Origin of the sequence: Longispora sp. NPDC051575, from assembly GCF_040681875.1 — a bacterium.
GTDB lineage: Bacteria > Actinomycetota > Actinomycetes > Mycobacteriales > Micromonosporaceae > Longispora.
In genome coordinates, this window is the sequence record NZ_JBFAZP010000006.1 from 371,529 (window position 1) to 388,708 (window position 17,180).

Sequence of the window (17,180 nt, forward strand, 5' to 3'; positions counted from 1 at the left end):
CCTGTCAGGTGCGGAACGGCCCTGCGACAGTACCAACCTGACTCTCCGTAGACTCTGCCGGTGACCTTCACCCCCCGTATCCCCCGTCCGGTCCTGCTTGCCGGGCGGATAGCGATAATTGTCGCCATTGCCGGCTTCGTGGTGTGGAACGTGGTCACCAACTGGGCCCAGGTCCGCGACACCTGGCTCGGGCTCGCCTGGCAGTCCCTCGCGCTGTCCCTCGTCGCCGCGATCGCCGCGATGGGCGCCAACGTGCTCGCCTGGCGGGCCGCGCTCGCCGACGTCGAACACGAGGTCGACGTCCCCACCGCCGCGCAGATCTGCCTGGTCGGCGGGCTCGCCAAGTACCTCCCGGGCAGCGTCTGGTCCTACGTCCTCCAGATGGAACTCGGCCGCCGCGCCGGACTCCCCCGCCCGCGCGCCTTCCTCGCCTCCCTGATCGCCACCGGCCTCGGCCTGGTCACGGCCCTGCTCGTCGGCCTCGCCGGCCTGCCCACCCTGCTCCGGGAGGCGTCCGGCGGCGCGGCCGACCACGCCGGCGCGGTGCGCACCGCCCTGTGGGTGATGCTGATCCTGCTGCCGATCGCCCTGCTCTGCGCCGTCCCGGCCGTGCTGACCCGCCTCGTGCAGCTGTTCCTGCGCCTCGTGCGCCGCCCCGGACTGGAGAACCCGCTGACCTGGGCCGGAGTCCTGCGGGTGATGGGGTTCAGCGCCCTGGGCTGGGTGCTGTTCGGGCTGCACTTCTGGCTGCTGGCCAACGCCCAGGCCGCCCCCGGACTCGGCGGGCTCCTGGTGTGCGTGGGGGCGTTCGCGATCGCGATGAACGTCGGGATGTTCGTGGTGATCTCGCCGTCGGGGCTCGGGGTGCGCGAGAGCGTGCTGGTGGCGGCGCTGGTGCCGTTCCTGAGCAGCGGGGACGTGGTGGGGACCGCGCTGGGGATCGCGCTGGCGTCGCGGCTGATCCTGACCGTGGCGGACCTGATCGCGGCCGGGCTGGCGGCGCTCACCGCGATGCGGGTCCTGCGGCGGACCCCGGCGGACCATCCCGAGGACGTCAGCGCGTCCTGAGCGGACCTGCTCCGCCTTGTGGCGGACGGCCTTCCTGGGCGGAGTCGGATCGGCCCCCGGTCAGGGGCGCACGTCAGCGGCGTGGAGGAAGTCGCGTTCCGGTTCGTCGAGGCCGACCCAGGCGAAGGCCCCGCCCAGACAATGCGACAGCCCGATCCGGAGTTCGCGGACGGGTTCGTCGACCAGCGGCCGTCTCACCAAGGTCACGGCGTAGGCAACCTCCTCACTGACGTCGATGTACCGGCGTTCCAGCCTGGCATTTCCCTCGGCTTCGTCCACCTCGATCTCCCGGCGGGATTCGACGCGGACAATGCCCGGCCGGATCCACAACCACCGAATGACGACGACGCTCGAGTACCACGGCCGCAGGTAGGCATACCAGCCAGAACCGTCCTCGCGGAACATCAGCCATTCGTCCTCCATCGAACTGTGGTAACCGTGCTCGACGGACCAGTGGCCGATCAGCTCACCACGTTCGACGGTCATCGTGTGCTCCGTTCGACGTTGGCGGGAAGGCGGCCGATCGGACCCGTCCGTCAGCCTGCAGGGACCGCCTCCAGTTGGAGGGCCCTCGCCGCCCCTTCGACCAGATCAAAGTACGTGATCACCTGGATCCGGCTCAGGTGGCTGTTGTACGTTCGAAAAGCCTCCGCGACCTCTCGGCCGTCCCTGTTGTCCTGTCGGGTGCCCGATGACGACGGTCGCCCCGGCGCGGCTCACATCGACCCCGTGCTCCGCCAACACCTCGCTGCGGGTCTCGTCGAGCATGCGCAGGTAGTTCATCACCTGGCCGACCGCCTCGTGCACGGCGGCCGTAACGTTCAACCGCCCCCGGTGTGTCCGCACGACCGGAATGTTCGCCTTCTTGAGCTCGACGAGGTGCAGCGATCCGTCCGCCCGCAGAAGCGGGATGTCGACCTCCATTCCCATGGTCAGCCGTCGCCGGGCCGCAACACCGATATAGCTCCCACCGAACAGCCACGGGGCCTGTCCCACGACCTTTTGGATCTGCGCCTCGTCACTGAACGGGTGCTCCACCACCGTCCGGATCCTGGCCAGGGACCTCTTCCGCAGCTCGAGCTGGGCTGCGGCCACCAGTGCCACCACGTCCGGCGAGTCAACGAGTTCAGAGACGGGTGCCGTGCCGGGAACCGCGTCCGCGATCTGGCCCAGTGACATTCGCTGGACCAGGGCGTGTGCGAGTGACACCTGACGACCCGTGTCGAGCCGGTGGACACGGAAGAACCCTGATTCCCGCTCGCGTACGACGTTGACCGTCAGCTTGCCGAGACGGGCGAAGTGGTCCCGGGCGTCCTCCGTGGACGCACCCGGATTCTCCGCCAGAAAGGCGTCGAAGATCGCAGCTGCGGCCTGGTGGATGTTGGACATTGTGAGCTGTAGAAAGTTGCGGTCCTCATCCTCCCCGAGAAGCTGGTACTTGTACTCGAACTCCGAACTCAGTATCCGCCCTGTCCCGTATCCGTGAGCGTCGTCAAGCATCTCCGCGACCTGGGGTTCGCCCTCCGCGCGCGCCTGGCGGGCGGCGAACTCCAGCAGGCCGATCAGCTCACGTCCTCCGCGGTAACCTCGGCTGCCGCCCATGTGTCTGATCACATCGCCGACGGCGGACTTCACCTGTTCCGACCGGGCCAACTCGTCGACCAGGCGCAACTGAGCCGACAGGATGTAGTCCGACCTGATTTTCCGCACCACCATGGCATTCCCGTTCCCGTTCGCGCCCCAGCTGCCCGTTCGCGCCCGCACGACTTCCGTCATGGCGGGCTTCGTAGCCTACGTGTCGGGTTGTCGCGCAGACGTACCCGTCAACGGGTCTTGATCGTCACCTGGCGGGTGAACTCGTGCGGCAGGTGGTATCCGTCCCACGTCGCCGCGAAGCTCAACGCCTCCCCCATCGGCACGAACCGGTCGACCCCGCGCCCCGCGAGCAGCCGGGCGAAGTCCAGCAGCTCCGGCTCCGTGAAGCCGAAGTGCGTGACGGTCTGGTCGCGGCGCTCCACCAGCGGGGCCAGGTCGGCGAGGGTCGCGACCTCGGACTCGGGGAACACGCCGGTGCCGAGCCAGCGGCGGGGCAGGTCGGCTGGGTCGCGCAGGTCGACGGTCGCGACGGTGTTGCCGGTGTAGTGCAGGCCGGTGGCGTGGCCGTCCAGGGCGAGGCCGTAGGTGGCGACCCGCTTCTCGACGGCCATCGCGGCGTCGATGTCGGGGTGCTTCGCGGCGACGACCTCGCCGAGGAGCTGCCAGAACTCGCGCCGCGCCCGACCGGCCGGGGAGTCCGGGGCACCCGCCGCACCGGCGCCGCCGACCCAGAACACCGTCCTCGGCGACGCGCACGCGGCCTGGTCGAACCAGTAGGAGTCGTTGTACAACCCCTCGGCGGCGGCGCGTTTCTCCTGCCCAGTGGCCCGCCCCCAGCCGTCGACCGAGATCACCGTGAACGACGACCGGTCGGGGAACGTCAGGTCCCGGGCGTGCGGGGCCAGCGGGAACTGCCGGATCGCCGCCACCGACGCGTCCCCGCCCCAGATGACCCGCAGGTCACAGGCCGCGCTGAGCCGCGCGGTGACCGCGTCGTCGCGGCCGTAGCTGAGCATCGACTGGGTGCGCCCGACGACGGGGTCGGCGTCGGCGAGGGTCTCGTTGAGGGCGTCGAGGACGACGGTGGCGGCCCCGGCGGCGCGTTCGGAGATCCGGACGATGTTGGCGTTGCCGCACAGGGCGGACAGGGCCCAGGAGTACACGAAGATGGTGTCGACGTTGGCCGGCGGGATGTGGAAGACCAGACCCCGGGGGAACCGCAGGCCGTCGAGCGGGGCCAGGGCGTCGGCGAGCGGGCCCCGGCGGAGGAAGAAGCCGAGCGAGGCGAGTTCCGGGTGCCGGCGGGCGACGGCCGGCCTGAGCAGGCGTCGGGCGAACGCGACCAGGAAGTCGACCATCCGGGGGTCGCCGACGGTCAGCGAGTGGTCCCGGACCGGTTCCGGCGCGCCGAACAGGTGCTTCACCGCACCCCCTGGAACGTGTCGCTGCAACCCCGGGCCTCGGCGCGCGGCAACCGGCCGAGGATGGCGAACCGCTTGCCCGGCCACGCCCCGTCGTCGATCCCGTGCACGACCCCGAGATCCTCGGTCAAGAGCACATGTCCGGGGTACGAACGGGGCAGGGTCGACAGCACCTCCACCACGCCGGGTACGCCCACCGGCTGCTCCCGCCACGTCTCCGGATCCCGGATGATCACGTCCGCGTGGTCGGGGCAGTAGAGCGCGTCGCCGTCGGGGCCCTCCAGGTACACGACGCCGATCTGCTCGACCATGCCGTAGAAGTTGTGGATCCGGGTCAGCCCGGTCTCCGCGAACGCCCGCCGGAACGTCGCGTTGTCCACGGCCCGGTCGGCGAGCTTCTTCCAGCCGCCCGAGTGGATCAGGATGCCGTGGGACAGGTCGAGCCCTTCGGCCCGCGCGACCTCGTACAGGTACTGCCAGGCCATGAACGTGAACCCGAAGATCAGGAACGGCTGGTCGCCGTGCTTCGCCAGGAAGTCCCGGACCGCCTGGACATCGGGCCGGTCCTCCTCGTCGAGGACGAACGTGTGGTCCCGGCCGAAGTTCATCATGCCGAGCACGCCCGCCCCGCGCGCCGAGAACGACCGCCGGTTCGTGAACAGCGCCTTGGTGTCCACGAGCAGCATCGGCAGCCGCTTCGGGCCGAGCACCTCGCGCATCGTGGCCGCGAGCATCTTCTGCTGGGTGCCGGCGGCCTCCTTGTCCAGGTAGATCCGGCTGACGTCGCCCGTGGTGCCGGACGAGGTGAGGACCTTGAACACGTCCTCGTCGGGGATGCTCTTGAGGACGTGGCGCTTGAAGAGCCGGACGGGCAGCCAGGGCAGGTCGGCCACGGAGGCGGCGGGGGGTGCGTCGAGGGCGGCCAGGAGGCGGGCGTACTCCGCAGAGGCCGTCCGGTGGTGGGCCGTCAGGTCGTTGAGCTGCGGCAACAGGGCGGCCTCGCGGTCGGCCTGGGCCAGGGTGAACACGCTCATCGGTGCGCTCCCGTCCGGTCGGTGGTCGCTGCGGGCACGCGGCGCGTGGTGGGTGCGGGCGCACGGTCGGTGGTCGGTGCGGGCACGCGGCGCGCGGTGGGTGCGGGCGCACGGTAGGCGGTCGGTGCGGGCACGCAGCGCGCGGTGGGTGCGGGCGCACGGTAGGCGGTCGGTGCGGGCACGCAGCGCGCGGTGGGTGCGGGCGCACGGTAGGCGGCCCCGGGTCGTGCCGGCCGGAGTCGCCGCGGCCCGGGCTCGGATCCGCTCATCCCGCCAACCCCCGGTAGTCGACCTTCCCGTTGGGCAGCAGCGGCAGCCGCTCCACCCGGTGCGCCTCGAACCCGGTCCGGTGCAGCTTCAACCGGGCGGCCAGGCGGGGCACGACGTCCTCGGTCGGCCCCTCCACGTACACGAGGACCTTGTCCGGCCCGGACACCGCCGCGACCGGCCCGAGGTCGGCGAGCATGCCCTCGATGTCGTCCAGGTTGAGCCGCACGCCGAACACCTTGCCGAACCGCTTCGTCCGGCCCTTGAGCCACAGGTACCCGTCGGCGTCGAGTTCGCCCAGGTCACCGGTGTGCAGGACGCCGCCCAGCTCGTCGCCGCGCGCGAGGTCGGCGGCCGTGGTGGCGTACCCCATCATGACGTTGGGTCCGGCGTAGACCACCTCGCCGTCCACGATGGACAGTGACCCGCCGGGCAGCGGCAGGCCGACGGAGCCGAGCTTGTCGGCGACCCGGTCGGCCGGCAGCGTGGTCATCCGGGGCCCGGCCTCGGTCTGGCCCCACATCACGTGGAACCGCTCGACCTGCCCGGCGAACCGCTCGATCAGCTCGTCGCGGAGCCTGCCGCCGGCCTGGGTGAGGGACCGCAGGGTCGGGTGCTTCGCGGGGGTCCACCGGATCTTCGCGAGCATCTCGTAGCTGTACGGCACGCCGGCCAGTGAGGTCGCGCCGTGCCGGTCCACGGCGTCCCAGAACGGGCGGGCCAGCACGCCGCCGTCGACGACCAGGACGGTCGCGCCGGCGGTCAGGTGGCTGTGCAGCACGGACAGGCCGAAGCTGTAGAACAGCGGCAGGCTGGTGGGTGCCACCTCGTGCCGGTCCAGGCCGAGCACGTCGGCGATCGCGGCGGCGTTGTGCAGCACCCCGGCGCGGGACAGCCGGACGAGCTTCGGGTCGCCGGTGGAACCTGACGTGGCCAGCAGCACGGCGAGGTCGGGGTGCGGCGCGTGCTCCGGGGCCGTGGCGCGCACCCAGGCGGGTCCGTGCAGGTCGGCGTCGGTGTAGCCGGCCGGGCGGTCGCCCGCCTCGCCCAGGTCGACGCCGAGCACGGCGGCCGGCTCGAAGCGGCGGACCAGGTCGGCCAGGGTCTCCGGGGCCAGCGCCGGGTCGAGGACGGCGACGGGGCGGCGGGCGTCCCAGGCGGCGAGGTAGCGCCGCACGGAGGCGACGTCGAGCCCGGTCCGCGCGAAGACCAACCCCTCGGGCAGATCAAGATCCACCTTGAGGGGTACGTCCTCCCCGGTCGCCCCGTCGATCAGGCGCGCCCCGGCCGCGACCAGGGAGGCGGACGCAGGGGCGACACCTTCGAACTCCGCGCCCTCCCCGGCCGGGCCGGAGATCGGGTCAGCCGGGAGCCGCGCGCCCGAAGCCATCTCCGGCTCCGTCGAGCCCCGTCCCGTCTCCGCCGCCGGGCTCACAGCACCAGGCCGCCGTCCACGCCGAGCACCTGTCCCGTGATGAAGGCCGCCTCGTCGCTGACCAGGAACCGGATCGCCCGCGCGACGTCCTGCGGCGTACCCAGCCGGCGCAGCGACGTGTCCTCGACCCGCCGGGCGACCAGGTCGGTCGGCAGGTGCGCGATCATCGCGGTGTCGATCAGGCCGGGGGCGACGGCGTTCACCCGGATGCCGCGCGGCCCGAGTTCCTTGGCCGTGGAGCGGGCGATGGCGGCGACGGCGGCCTTGGAGGCGGCGTACACCGTCTGGCCCGCGCTGCCCTCCTCGCCGACGATGGAGGCGAGCAGCACGATCGCGCCCGACTTCTTGCGCATCATGACCCGGGCGGCGGCCTGCACGGTCGCGATGGTGCCGGCGACGTTGACGCCGAGGGTCCGTTCGACCAGCTCGGGGCGGATCATGCCGACCAGCGCGTCCTCCAGGATGCCGGCGTTGGCGACCAGGATGTCGATCCGGCCGTGCTCGGCGGCGATGGCCTTGAACCCGGCCGCGACGGCGTCGAAGTCGCCGACGTCGAAGGTCGCGGCGGACGCGCCGATCTCGGCGGCCACCTTCTCCACGTCCAGCCGGCCGGTGATCACCACGGTCGCGCCGGCCTCGATCAGCGCCTCGGCGGTCGCCCGGCCGATGCCCCGGGTCCCGCCGGTGACGACGGCGACCCGACCCGCGAGCGCCCGCCCGGAAACCGGCGCGGCCGGGGAACCTGAGGAATCCGAAGTCGCGGAACCCGCGGGAACCGACGCGCTCCCGGCTGAATCCGAAGTCGCGGAACCCATGACGACCGGCGACCTCCCGGCGGAAACCCGCGCGACGGAGTCAGCGGGAACCGACGCAGCCGCAGCGGAAACCCGTGTCGCGGAGCCCGCAGAAACCGCCGCAGTCCCGGTGGAAACCTGCGTCACGGAGTCGGCGGGAACCGTCGGCGTGCTGCCGGTCACCGGCTCACGGCCGGAGTCCCGCACGCCGGGAGCGCTACTCAACGCCGAGGCCCCGGAGCATCTCGACGGCCACCGCGAAGCTGCTCATGTCGATGACCTGCTCGGTCTCGAACTGCACGTCGAACTCGTCCTCGATGGCCGCGACCAGCGTCATGTGGCCGAGGGAGTCCCAGTTGTCGATGTCGCGGTACTTCAGCGTGTCCACGCCGTCCGCGCTCTTCAGCTCCAGCGCCTCGACGAAGACACCCGTCAACCGGTCATGCAGGGACATTCTCACTCCTCTTCAGCCACGCTGCGAACTGCTCGATGATCTCCGTGGGGAGCCCGACGGGCAAGTCGCCCTTGTTCTTCAGGTACGCCTCCACCGCGTCCACCTGCTCCTCGTCGCACCCGCGCCGCGACAGCCCGACCCGGTTGACGCTCACCTCGCGCGCCGGGTTGCCCACGGCCGTCATGAAGGGGGCGATGTCCTTGCGGACCGCCGAGCCCATCCCGACCATGGCCCCGGGCCCGATGTGCCCGTACTGGTGCACGACGGTACCCATCCCGATGTTCGACCAGGACCACACGCGGGTGTGCCCGCCGAGCTGCACGTTGTCGGACAGGGTGACCAGGTCGTCGAGGACGCAGTCGTGCCCGACGTGGCTGCGGGCCAGCAGGTAGCAGTTGTCGCCGACCGTGGTGGTGACGTGCACGCCCTGGTTGACGGTGACGAAGTCGCGGATGATGTTGCCGTCGCCGATCACGACGCCCGCGCCGTCCAGCTCGCCCTCCCAGCCGACGGGGTGGTTCCCGGCCCGGTACTCCGCCGGGGTGCCGATCGAGGCCATCGGGCCGATCCAGTTGCCGTCGCCGATCCGGGTCGGACCCACGATCACGGTGTACGGGCCGATGACGTTGCCGTCGCCCAGCTCTACTCCGGCGCCGACGATCGCGGAGGGGTGAATACGATTTGCCACCTCGGGAGTCTATCCAGCGCCCCCGTGCCGACCACCGGGGTCTCGCAGGTCACGCCCACCTCCCGGACGACGTCCCGGCCAGCGCCCGGACACGGTGACGGTCGCCACCCCGGCAAGATCACGGCCAGCTCCCGGACAAGGTCCGGGCCGCCCCCCGGACAAGGCGACGGTCGACGCCCCGGCTCAGTCACGGCCGCCCGGGCAAGGTCACGGTCAACGCCCCGCCAAGGTCTCGGCCGCCCCCGGACAAGGTCACGGTCAGCGCCCCGACGAGGTCTCGGCCGGCTCCGGACAATAAAGAGCCCGAGTGGGTCGTGGTCCCACTCGGGCTCTTTCCCCCCAACAGTGATCAGCGGCCTGATCACCATCAGTGAACACCCGATCACACACTTCCGCCAGGGTGTACCAACGAGTTTGACGGCCCTCAGACAGAGCTCTTCCGGGCGGATGCCGGCTATTTCCGACACCCCGGGGCACGACAAAGGGGCAGGTCAGAGGACCTGCCCCTTCGCGGTGGGACTAGCCGCTGCGCCGGTTCGAATACTGCCGGCGGGGCGAGAGCGTCGCACCCTTGCCCTGGGTCGGCGCCTGGCCGTGCACCTGCTGCGGGTGCTTGCCGAGCGCGCGGCGCTCCTTGCGGGTCAGCTCGACCTCGGGAACGGCCTCGGCGTCGGTCACGGACTCGTCAGCGACCTGCTCGGGCTCATGGCTGGTGGTCATGAAGAACTCCTCTGGGCTATTGAGGCGGAAAAAGGGGCCGCGTCAGAGGCGGCATCGCGCAACGAGGCGCAGGGAAGCCCGAAATATCACATGCCAGCACCCTAGCAGCACGGAAAAACCACCGCACCCCTTTATCCGGGTACGGCGGCAGCCGCGCACCCCCACGACGCCCCCGGTGCACTTTGGAGCGACCGGGTCACCCCTGCGCCCACCTGAACACCGGAGCGAACAGCCCCGGTCAGCACCCATGAAACCGAAATGTGCGTCACCCCGGCACCCACTCGAACCGGCACGCGACATTCCATCCCGACATAGCCGAAGAACGAGCACGTCACGCCCGTGCCCACTCGGGCCGTTACGCCACACTCCAGCCCGGCCCGAGCTGGAAGGCGCGCACGCCACTCCGACGCCCACTCGGGCCGGTGCACGACGCACCGGCTCGCCACAAGCTGACGAACGAGCACTCCACTCCGACGCCCACTCGGGCGAGCGCTACGACGCACCGACCCGGCACGAGCTGGAAAGCGAGCGCGTCACGGCGGCGCCCATCCGGGCTGGTGCGAGGCGTTCCGGCATGAGCTGGAGAGCGGGCATGTCGCTTCGGCACCCCTCCGGGTCGGCGCGTGACGCACCGACCCGGCACGAGTTGGAGGGCGAGCGGGTCACGCCGGTGCCCGCCACGGGATCAGAGGGTGCGGGCGACCAGTTCGGCGATCTGGACCGCGTTGAGGGCCGCGCCCTTGCGCAGGTTGTCGCTGGACGCGAACAGCGCCAGGCCGTGCTCCACGGTCTCGTCCACCCGGATCCGGCCCACGAACGTCGGGTCCGCCCCGGCCGCCTGCAACGGGGTGGGGATGTCGCTGAGCTCCACGCCGGGCGCGGCGGCGAGCAGTTCCCGGGCCCGCGCGGGGCTGATGGCCGAGGAGAACCGGGCGTTGACCTGCAACGAGTGTCCGGTGAAGACGGGGACCCGCACGCAGGTGCCGGACACCTTCAGCCCCGGGATCTCCAGGATCTTGCGGCTCTCGTTGCGGAGCTTCTGCTCCTCGTCGGTCTCGTCGGACCCGTCGTCCACGATCGAACCGGCCAGCGGAAGCACGTTGAAGGCGATCGGGCGCGCGTACACGTTCGGGGTGCCGAAGTCGACGGCCGAACCGTCGTGCACCAGCTCGGTGGCCCGGTCGATCACCTTGCGGGCCTGTTCGTCGAGCTCGGCCACGCCGGACAGCCCGCTGCCGGACACCGCCTGGTAGGTGGTCGCGACCAGGCCGACGAGGCCCGCCTCGTCGTGCAGGGGGCGCAGGACCGGCATGACGGCCATGGTCGTGCAGTTCGGGTTGGCGATGATGCCCTTCGGGCGGTTCGCGGCCGCGTGCGGGTTGACCTCGGCGACGACCAGCGGCACGTCCGGGTCCATCCGCCAGCCGGACGAGTTGTCGATCACGACGGCCCCGGCGGCGGCGACGGTGGGCGCGAGCGCGAGCGCCGTGGTCTTGCCGGCCGAGAACAGCACGATGTCCAGGCCCGAGTAGTCGGCCGTCGCCGCGTCCTCGACCACGATCTCGCCGTCGCCCCAGGGCAGGCCCCGGCCGGCGGACCGGGCGGACGCGAACAGCCGCAGCTGCCCGACGGGGAACTGCCGCTCCGCCAACATCCGGCGCATCACGCCACCGACCTGGCCGGTGGCTCCCACAATCCCGATTCTCATAGCCCGAATCTACCGGGCCGCAAGATTTCCGGCGTCCCGCGTAGACGTGAGCGCGGGCACGTTAGGGCTGGCACCACGGTTTCGGGAGAAGTTTCACGACGACCCGCCCGGAGCACACCGAGCGCCCACCCGACCGGGCGGCCCGGACGGCCCGAGCACCTGCCCCGTCCGACCCGACCCGAGCGGCTTGGGACCACACGGGCGGTGGGCGGGCCGGACCTCGGGAGCCGGGCGGGGCGCGGCGGAGGCATACCCGGCGAATGATATTGATCTTGGGGTGGAAGTGCGGTCTTGTCTTGATCTCTCTGTAGGCACATGCTTACAAGTTGTGCCCATGGGAGGTCATTGTGGACAGCGGTGAGCGGGTTCTGCAGCACCGGTACGACACCGTGGAGCGCGCCGACCGCTTCTACGACCAGCAGGTCCTCGACCGGCTCAACCCGAGGATGTGCGCGTTCCTCGCCCGCCAGGAGATGATGTTCGTCGCCACGGCCGACCGGGCCGGCGCCTGCGACTCCACCTTCCGGGCCGGCCCCGCCGGATTCGTGCACGTGCTCGACGAGCACACGGTCGCCTGGCCCGAGTACCGGGGCAACGGCGTCTACGCCAGCCTCGGCAACATCAGCGAGAACCCGCACGTCGGCCTGCTGTTCGTCGACTTCGTCCGCGACGTGATCGGGCTGCACGTCAACGGGGTCGCCGAGATCGTGCCCGCCGAGGTGATGGGCGTCGCCGACCCGGAGGGCGTGCCCGGGCGGCGGCCCGAGAGGTGGGTACGGGTCACGGTCGACGAGGCGTACATCCACTGCGGGAAGCACATTCCGCGGCTCGTGCCCTGGGACCGGGAACGGGACTGGGGGACGGACGACGTGCGGCGCAAGGGTGGGGACTTCTTCGACGTGGCGGGGAGTCGCTGCGAGGCGTAGCCGCCGCCGAGCCCGGGGCACCCGCGGCCTGGGCCGGCGCCGAGCCCGGGGCACAAGGGCCTGAGCAGTCACCGAGCATCGGCCGCGAGGCCAGCGTGCAGCCGAGCGCGGAGCACGCGAGGCCCGGGCGCCGCTGCCGACCTGTACCCATCAAAACCCATGGAAACGGGCGGGGAGCCGTCGGCTCCCCGCCCGTCCCTGGTCCGACTAGCTGCAGCCCGACGTCGAGCCGCAGCCCTCGCACACGTAGCAGCTACCCGCCGGCCGCATCTTCGTCCCGCAGGTGAAGCACAGCGGCGCGTCGGCCGCCTTGCCCTGCACCAGCTCCAGCAGCTCCGTCGACGAACCGAACGCCCGCTGCTCCGCCGGCACCTCCACCTGCGCGACCGCCTGGGTCGTCTCGGCGGAACCGGCCAGGCCCACCAGGTCGACCTCGACGGTCTCGCCGTTGACCTGGGCGGTGCGCTCCGCGCTGGTGAAGATGCCCAGCTCGGCGCGCTTCTCGTAGGGCAGGAAGTCCAGGGCCAGGCGGCGGAAGATGTAGTCCACCATCGAGTTGGCCATCCGGATGTCCGGGTCGTCGGTCATGCCGGCCGGCTCGAAGCGCATGTTCATGAACTTCTCGACGTAGGTCTCCAGCGGCACCCCGTACTGGATGGCCACCGACACCGCCACCGAGAACGCGTCCATCACACCGGCCAGGGTCGAACCCTGCTTGCCCAGCTTGAGGAAGACCTCACCGAGGCCGTCGTCCGGGTACGACGAGGCGGTCAGGTAACCCTCGGCGCCGCCGACCGAGAAGGACACGGTCTGCGAGGCCCGCTTCTTCGGCAGGCGCTTGCGGACCGGCCGGAACTCGACGACCGGGGCCGGGGCGGCGGCGGCCTTGTCGGCCGCGGCCTTCTCCTCGGCCTTGACCTTGCCGGACTTGCCGACGGACAGCGGCTGGCCGACCTTGCAGTTGTCCCGGTAGATCGCCAGGGCCTTGAGGCCGAGCTTCCAGCCCTGGTAGTAGATCTCCTCGACGTCCGCGACGGTCGCCGTCTCCGACATGTTGACCGTCTTGGAGATGGCACCGGAGATGAACGGCTGGATCGCGGCCATCATCCGGACGTGCCCCATCGGCGCGATGGTGCGCTCGCCCATGGCGCAGTCGAAGACCGGGTAGTGCTCCTTCTTCAGGCCCGGGGCGTCCACGACGTGGCCGTGGTGGGAGATGTGGTCGATGATCGCCTCGACCTGCTCGTCCTGGTAGCCCAGGTTGCGCAGGGCGCGCGGCACCGTCTGGTTGACGATCTGCATCGAGCCGCCGCCGACGAGCTTCTTGAACTTGACCAGGGCCAGGTCCGGCTCGACGCCCGTGGTGTCGCAGTCCATCATCAGGCCGATGGTGCCGGTCGGGGCGAGGACGGAGGCCTGGGAGTTGCGCCAGCCGTTCTTCGCGCCGAGCTTGTTGCCCTCGGACCACTCCTTCGTCGCCTGCTTGATCAGGGCGGCGTCGTTGATGCCGAAGTGCTTGAGCGCGTCGTTGGCGGCCGCGTGCTTGCGCATGACCCGCTGGTGCGGCTCGGCGTTGCGGGCGTAGCCGTCGTACGCGCCGACGATGCCGGCCAGCTCCGCCGAGCGGCGGTAGGCGACACCGGTCATCACCGAGGTGATCGCGGCGGCGTAGGCGTGGCCGGCGTCCGAGTCGTACGGCAGGCCGGAGGCCATCAGCAGGGCGCCGAGGTTGGCGTAGCCGATGCCGAGCTGCCGGTACGCCCGGGTGGTCTCGCCGATCTTCTCCGTCGGGAAGTCCGCGAAGCAGATCGAGATGTCCATGGCCGTGATGACGAACTCGACCGACTTGACGAACCGCGCCACGTTGAACGTGCCCTGGTCGTTGACGAACTTCATCAGGTTCAGCGACGCGAGGTTGCAGGACGAGTTGTCCAGGTGCATGTACTCGGAACACGGGTTCGACGCCGTGATCCGGCCGGTCTCCGGGCAGGTGTGCCAGTCGTTGATCTGGCCGTCGTACTGGATGCCCGGGTCCGCGCACTCCCACGCCGCCTGGGCCAGCTTGTTGAACAGCTGCTTGGCGTCGACGTGCTCGATGATCTCCCCGTCGAGCCGGCCGCGCAGCCCGAACTCGCCGCCGGCGTCCACGGCGCGCATGAACTCGTCGTTGACCCGCACCGAGTTGTTCGCGTTCTGGTACTGCACGGACACGATGTCCTTGCCGCCGAGGTCCATGTCGAAGCCGGCGTCCCGCAGCGCGCGGATCTTGTCCTCCTCGCGCGCCTTGGTGTCGATGAACTCCTCGATGTCCGGGTGGTCCACGTCGAGGATGACCATCTTGGCCGCGCGCCGGGTGGCGCCGCCCGACTTGATCGTGCCGGCGGAGGCGTCCGCGCCGCGCATGAAGCTGACCGGGCCGGAGGCGGTGCCGCCGGAGGACAGCAGCTCCTTGGACGAGCGGATCCGCGACAGGTTGACGCCGGAACCGGAGCCGCCCTTGAAGATCAGCCCCTCTTCCTTGTACCAGTCGAGGATCGAGTCCATCGAGTCGTCGGTGGCGAGGATGAAACAGGCGCTGACCTGCTGCGGGGACTTCGTGCCCACGTTGAACCAGACCGGCGAGTTGAAGCTGAACACCTGGTGCAGCAGCATCCAGGTCAGCTCGTGCTCGAACACCTCGGCGTCGGCGCCGGTCGCGAAGTAGCCGTTCTTCTCGCCGGCCGCGCGGTAGGTGTGCACGACCCGGTCGATGAGCTGCTTGAGGCCCGTCTCGCGCTCGGCGGAGCCGACGGCGCCGCGGAAGTACTTGGTGGTGACGATGTTCGCCGCGTTCACGGACCAGAAGTCCGGGAACTCGACCCCGCGCTGCTCGAAGTTGATCGAGCCGTCGCGCCAGTTCGTCATGACGACGTCGCGACGCTCCCAGGTCACCTCGTCGTACGGATGCGTGCCCTCGGTCGTCCAGACCCGCTCGACCTTGAGGCCCTTGCGCGCCCCACGACCCGCGGTCCCCCGCTGACCCACCGCCTCAGTCATCCTGCTCCCCCTTGGTTGGCGGCGTCGGCCGCGTGGTTGGCGGCGTTCGCCGCGCTGAAGATGCGTATTTCCGTGGTCGTGCCCTCGTGCTGCGGCTCGAGTTCGCTCCGCGCCCCCCGGAGCGTCGCGATCTCGGCCTCGAAGTCCTCCAGGGACTCGAAAGATCTGTAGACACTGGCGAAGCGCATGTACGCCACCTCGTCCAGTTCGCGCAGCGGCCCGAGGATCGCCAGCCCCACCTCGTGGCTGGGCATCTCGGCGAACCCCTTGGCGCGCACCGCCTCCTCGACCCGCTGGGCGAGTTGGGCGATCGCGTCGTCCGTGACCGGCCGGCCCTGGCACGCCTTGCGCACCCCGCCGATGATCTTCGTCCGACTGAACGGCTCGGTGACCCCGCTGCGCTTGACCACAGCGAGGATGGCCTCCTCGACCGTGGTAAACCTTTTGCCGCATTCCGGGCAGTGACGCCGACGCCGGATCAGTTGTCCGTCGTCCGCCTCCCGGGAGTCCACGACGCGCGAGTCGGGGTGCCGACAATACGGACACCTCACGCAGATCGCCTCCTGTCCTGTACCCGGGCAGCAGTCTTGAGGCCCCTGGTTAGGGACCCTTCAAGTATGCGCCTATCTCAGTACCACTGTGAGTAGTCAAACCCCAACTTGTGGGTGGACTAGCTCGACTGGGCCACTAGATGTAGGGGTTACAGTAGGCCGATCGCGGCCCGCGTGCAAACGGAACGGCGGAACACGCGGAGACAATTTTTCACAGCTTTCCGCAGGCCGCACGGAGCGGTCCCCGACGGCGCGGTGATTCGTTGTGATGTGCCCAACATGGCACCGGTGGGGTCAGCCGCGCACCGGGAGCACTAGATGTTGTCCCGGGTGCACCACACCGTCACTCAGGTCGTTGAGCTCGCGGAGCTGGCGGACCGCCCGGTAGGTGTCCATCCTCGGCAGCTCGCGAACGGCCACCGTCCAGAGGCTGTCGCCCGGCCGCACGACGGCGACCTTCGACTCCGTGGGCACCCCCGACGCCACACTCGTGGGGGCGGCCAGCGCCAGCCCACCGAGGAACACCGCCGTCAACACCGTGGTCAGCACCAGGCGCCCCCGCCGGGTCAGCCGCACGGGCCGCATGCCACTCGCCATCCCACACCCCCATCGAACACGGGTTCGATCGAACGTCCGTACGATGTTTAGCAGACCGCGAACCCGAAAGCGAGGCACTCCCGGCGTGTCGCTAGAACAGACGTTTGAATCATTGCCCAAAAGCGGCTAACGTCATGGCAGGACACCGGGCGGGATCATCCCGTCGCACCACACCCGACCGACCTGGGAGGATCGACGTGGCTCCCCACGACGGCACTGACTCGCGGCCCTCGGCCTCGAAGAAGAACAACCGTCCGCTGACGATGCGCCAACAGCGCATCCTCGAGGTCATCTCGGAGTCCGTGGAGCGCCTGGGCTACCCGCCGAGTGTCCGGGAGATCGGTGAGGCCGTCGGGCTCGCCTCCGCCTCCTCCGTCGCCTACCAGCTGGGCGTCCTGGAGCAGAAGGGCTTCCTCCGCCGCGACGCCAACCGGCCGCGCGCGGTCGACATCCGCCAGACCGGCGGCGGCTCCAACGTCTCGCAGCTCCCCGACCGCCCCACGCCGGTCATGGTCCCCATGCTGGGCGCCATCGCGGCCGGTGGCCCGATCCTCGCGGAGCAGACCCTGGACGAGACCTTCCCGCTGCCCCGCGAGCTCGTCGGCGAGGGCACGCTGTTCATGCTCAAGGTCCAGGGTGACTCGATGATCGAGGCCGCCATCTGCGACGGCGACTGGGTCGTGGTCCGCCAGCAGCCCACCGCCGAGACCGGCGACATCGTCGCGGCCATGCTCGACGGCGAGGCGACCGTGAAGACCTACCGGCGGCGCGACGACGGCCACCTGTGGCTCATGCCCCGCAACCCGTCCTACGACCCGATCCCGGGCGACGAGGCCACCATCCTGGGCAAGGTCGTGTCGGTCCTCCGCCGCCTCTGAACCTCTT

Annotated in this window: 16 protein-coding genes; 3 read left to right on the top strand and 13 right to left on the bottom strand. The window is 70.4% G+C overall.

The features are described from left to right. Positions 1-60 precede the first annotated feature (60 nt). Positions 61-1,068: a lysylphosphatidylglycerol synthase domain-containing protein gene (locus AB0M43_RS19270; protein ID WP_363726428.1), complete on the top strand. Its 1,008-nt coding sequence runs from the start codon at positions 61-63 to the stop codon at positions 1,066-1,068. Between the two features lie 60 nt (positions 1,069-1,128). On the opposite strand, the gene AB0M43_RS19275 is transcribed toward AB0M43_RS19270, so the two are convergent. From AB0M43_RS19275 to AB0M43_RS19320, 10 genes are all read right to left on the bottom strand, one after another. Further along, complete coding sequence (locus AB0M43_RS19275; protein WP_363726430.1) at positions 1,129-1,554, bottom strand: hypothetical protein; 426 nt, start codon at positions 1,552-1,554, stop codon at positions 1,129-1,131. 105 nt (positions 1,555-1,659) lie between these two features. Continuing rightward, entirely contained in the window at positions 1,660-2,844 is a 1,185-nt protein-coding gene (locus tag AB0M43_RS19280) for a Shedu anti-phage system protein SduA domain-containing protein (protein WP_363726432.1), read from the bottom strand. A 47-nt stretch (positions 2,845-2,891) separates the two neighbouring features. Then, positions 2,892-4,022, bottom strand: coding sequence for an acyl-CoA reductase (locus AB0M43_RS19285; protein WP_363726985.1), 1,131 nt, complete (start codon positions 4,020-4,022; stop codon positions 2,892-2,894). Between the two features lie 62 nt (positions 4,023-4,084). Continuing rightward, entirely contained in the window at positions 4,085-5,119 is a 1,035-nt protein-coding gene (locus AB0M43_RS19290; protein WP_363726434.1) for an acyl-protein synthetase, read from the bottom strand. 265 nt (positions 5,120-5,384) lie between these two features. After that, positions 5,385-6,776 carry an AMP-binding protein gene (locus AB0M43_RS19295; RefSeq protein WP_363726436.1) on the bottom strand — a complete coding sequence of 464 codons (1,392 nt, stop codon included), beginning with the start codon at positions 6,774-6,776 and terminating at the stop codon, positions 5,385-5,387. Positions 6,777-6,817: 41 nt separating this feature from the next. Next, positions 6,818-7,636: an SDR family NAD(P)-dependent oxidoreductase gene (locus AB0M43_RS19300; RefSeq protein WP_363726438.1), complete on the bottom strand. Its 819-nt coding sequence runs from the start codon at positions 7,634-7,636 to the stop codon at positions 6,818-6,820. A gap of 196 nt (positions 7,637-7,832) precedes the next feature. Next, positions 7,833-8,069, bottom strand: coding sequence for an acyl carrier protein (locus AB0M43_RS19305; protein WP_363726440.1), 237 nt, complete (start codon positions 8,067-8,069; stop codon positions 7,833-7,835). Continuing rightward, positions 8,056-8,757 carry a UDP-N-acetylglucosamine acyltransferase gene (locus tag AB0M43_RS19310; protein ID WP_363726442.1) on the bottom strand — a complete coding sequence of 234 codons (702 nt, stop codon included), beginning with the start codon at positions 8,755-8,757 and terminating at the stop codon, positions 8,056-8,058. Before AB0M43_RS19310 ends, AB0M43_RS19305 begins: the two co-directional genes overlap by 14 nt. Before the next feature lie 519 nt (positions 8,758-9,276). Next, positions 9,277-9,477: a hypothetical protein gene (locus AB0M43_RS19315; RefSeq protein ID WP_363726444.1), complete on the bottom strand. Its 201-nt coding sequence runs from the start codon at positions 9,475-9,477 to the stop codon at positions 9,277-9,279. Between the two features lie 685 nt (positions 9,478-10,162). Further along, positions 10,163-11,185: an aspartate-semialdehyde dehydrogenase gene (locus AB0M43_RS19320; RefSeq protein WP_363726446.1), complete on the bottom strand. Its 1,023-nt coding sequence runs from the start codon at positions 11,183-11,185 to the stop codon at positions 10,163-10,165. Positions 11,186-11,532: 347 nt separating this feature from the next. Between AB0M43_RS19320 and AB0M43_RS19325 the strand changes: the two genes are divergently transcribed. Beyond that, positions 11,533-12,111: a pyridoxamine 5'-phosphate oxidase family protein gene (locus AB0M43_RS19325; RefSeq protein ID WP_363726448.1), complete on the top strand. Its 579-nt coding sequence runs from the start codon at positions 11,533-11,535 to the stop codon at positions 12,109-12,111. Positions 12,112-12,318: 207 nt separating this feature from the next. Here the strand turns inward: AB0M43_RS19325 and AB0M43_RS19330 are convergent, their stop codons facing one another. The 3 genes from AB0M43_RS19330 to AB0M43_RS19340 form a co-directional block, all read right to left on the bottom strand. Further along, the gene (locus AB0M43_RS19330; protein ID WP_363726450.1) at positions 12,319-15,147 is read right to left on the bottom strand and encodes a vitamin B12-dependent ribonucleotide reductase; all 2,829 of its coding nucleotides are present in this window, start codon (positions 15,145-15,147) and stop codon (positions 12,319-12,321) included. Then, positions 15,144-15,698, bottom strand: a complete 555-nt coding sequence (gene nrdR / locus AB0M43_RS19335) for a transcriptional regulator NrdR (RefSeq protein WP_363726452.1) — start codon at positions 15,696-15,698, stop codon at positions 15,144-15,146. The genes AB0M43_RS19330 and nrdR overlap by 4 nt, the downstream gene beginning before the upstream one ends. A 294-nt stretch (positions 15,699-15,992) precedes the next feature. Then, complete coding sequence (locus AB0M43_RS19340) at positions 15,993-16,274, bottom strand: LysM peptidoglycan-binding domain-containing protein (RefSeq protein ID WP_363726454.1); 282 nt, start codon at positions 16,272-16,274, stop codon at positions 15,993-15,995. A gap of 284 nt (positions 16,275-16,558) precedes the next feature. On the opposite strand from AB0M43_RS19340, the gene lexA reads away from it, so the two are divergent. Beyond that, positions 16,559-17,173: a transcriptional repressor LexA gene (gene lexA, locus AB0M43_RS19345; RefSeq protein WP_363726987.1), complete on the top strand. Its 615-nt coding sequence runs from the start codon at positions 16,559-16,561 to the stop codon at positions 17,171-17,173. Positions 17,174-17,180 lie beyond the last annotated feature (7 nt).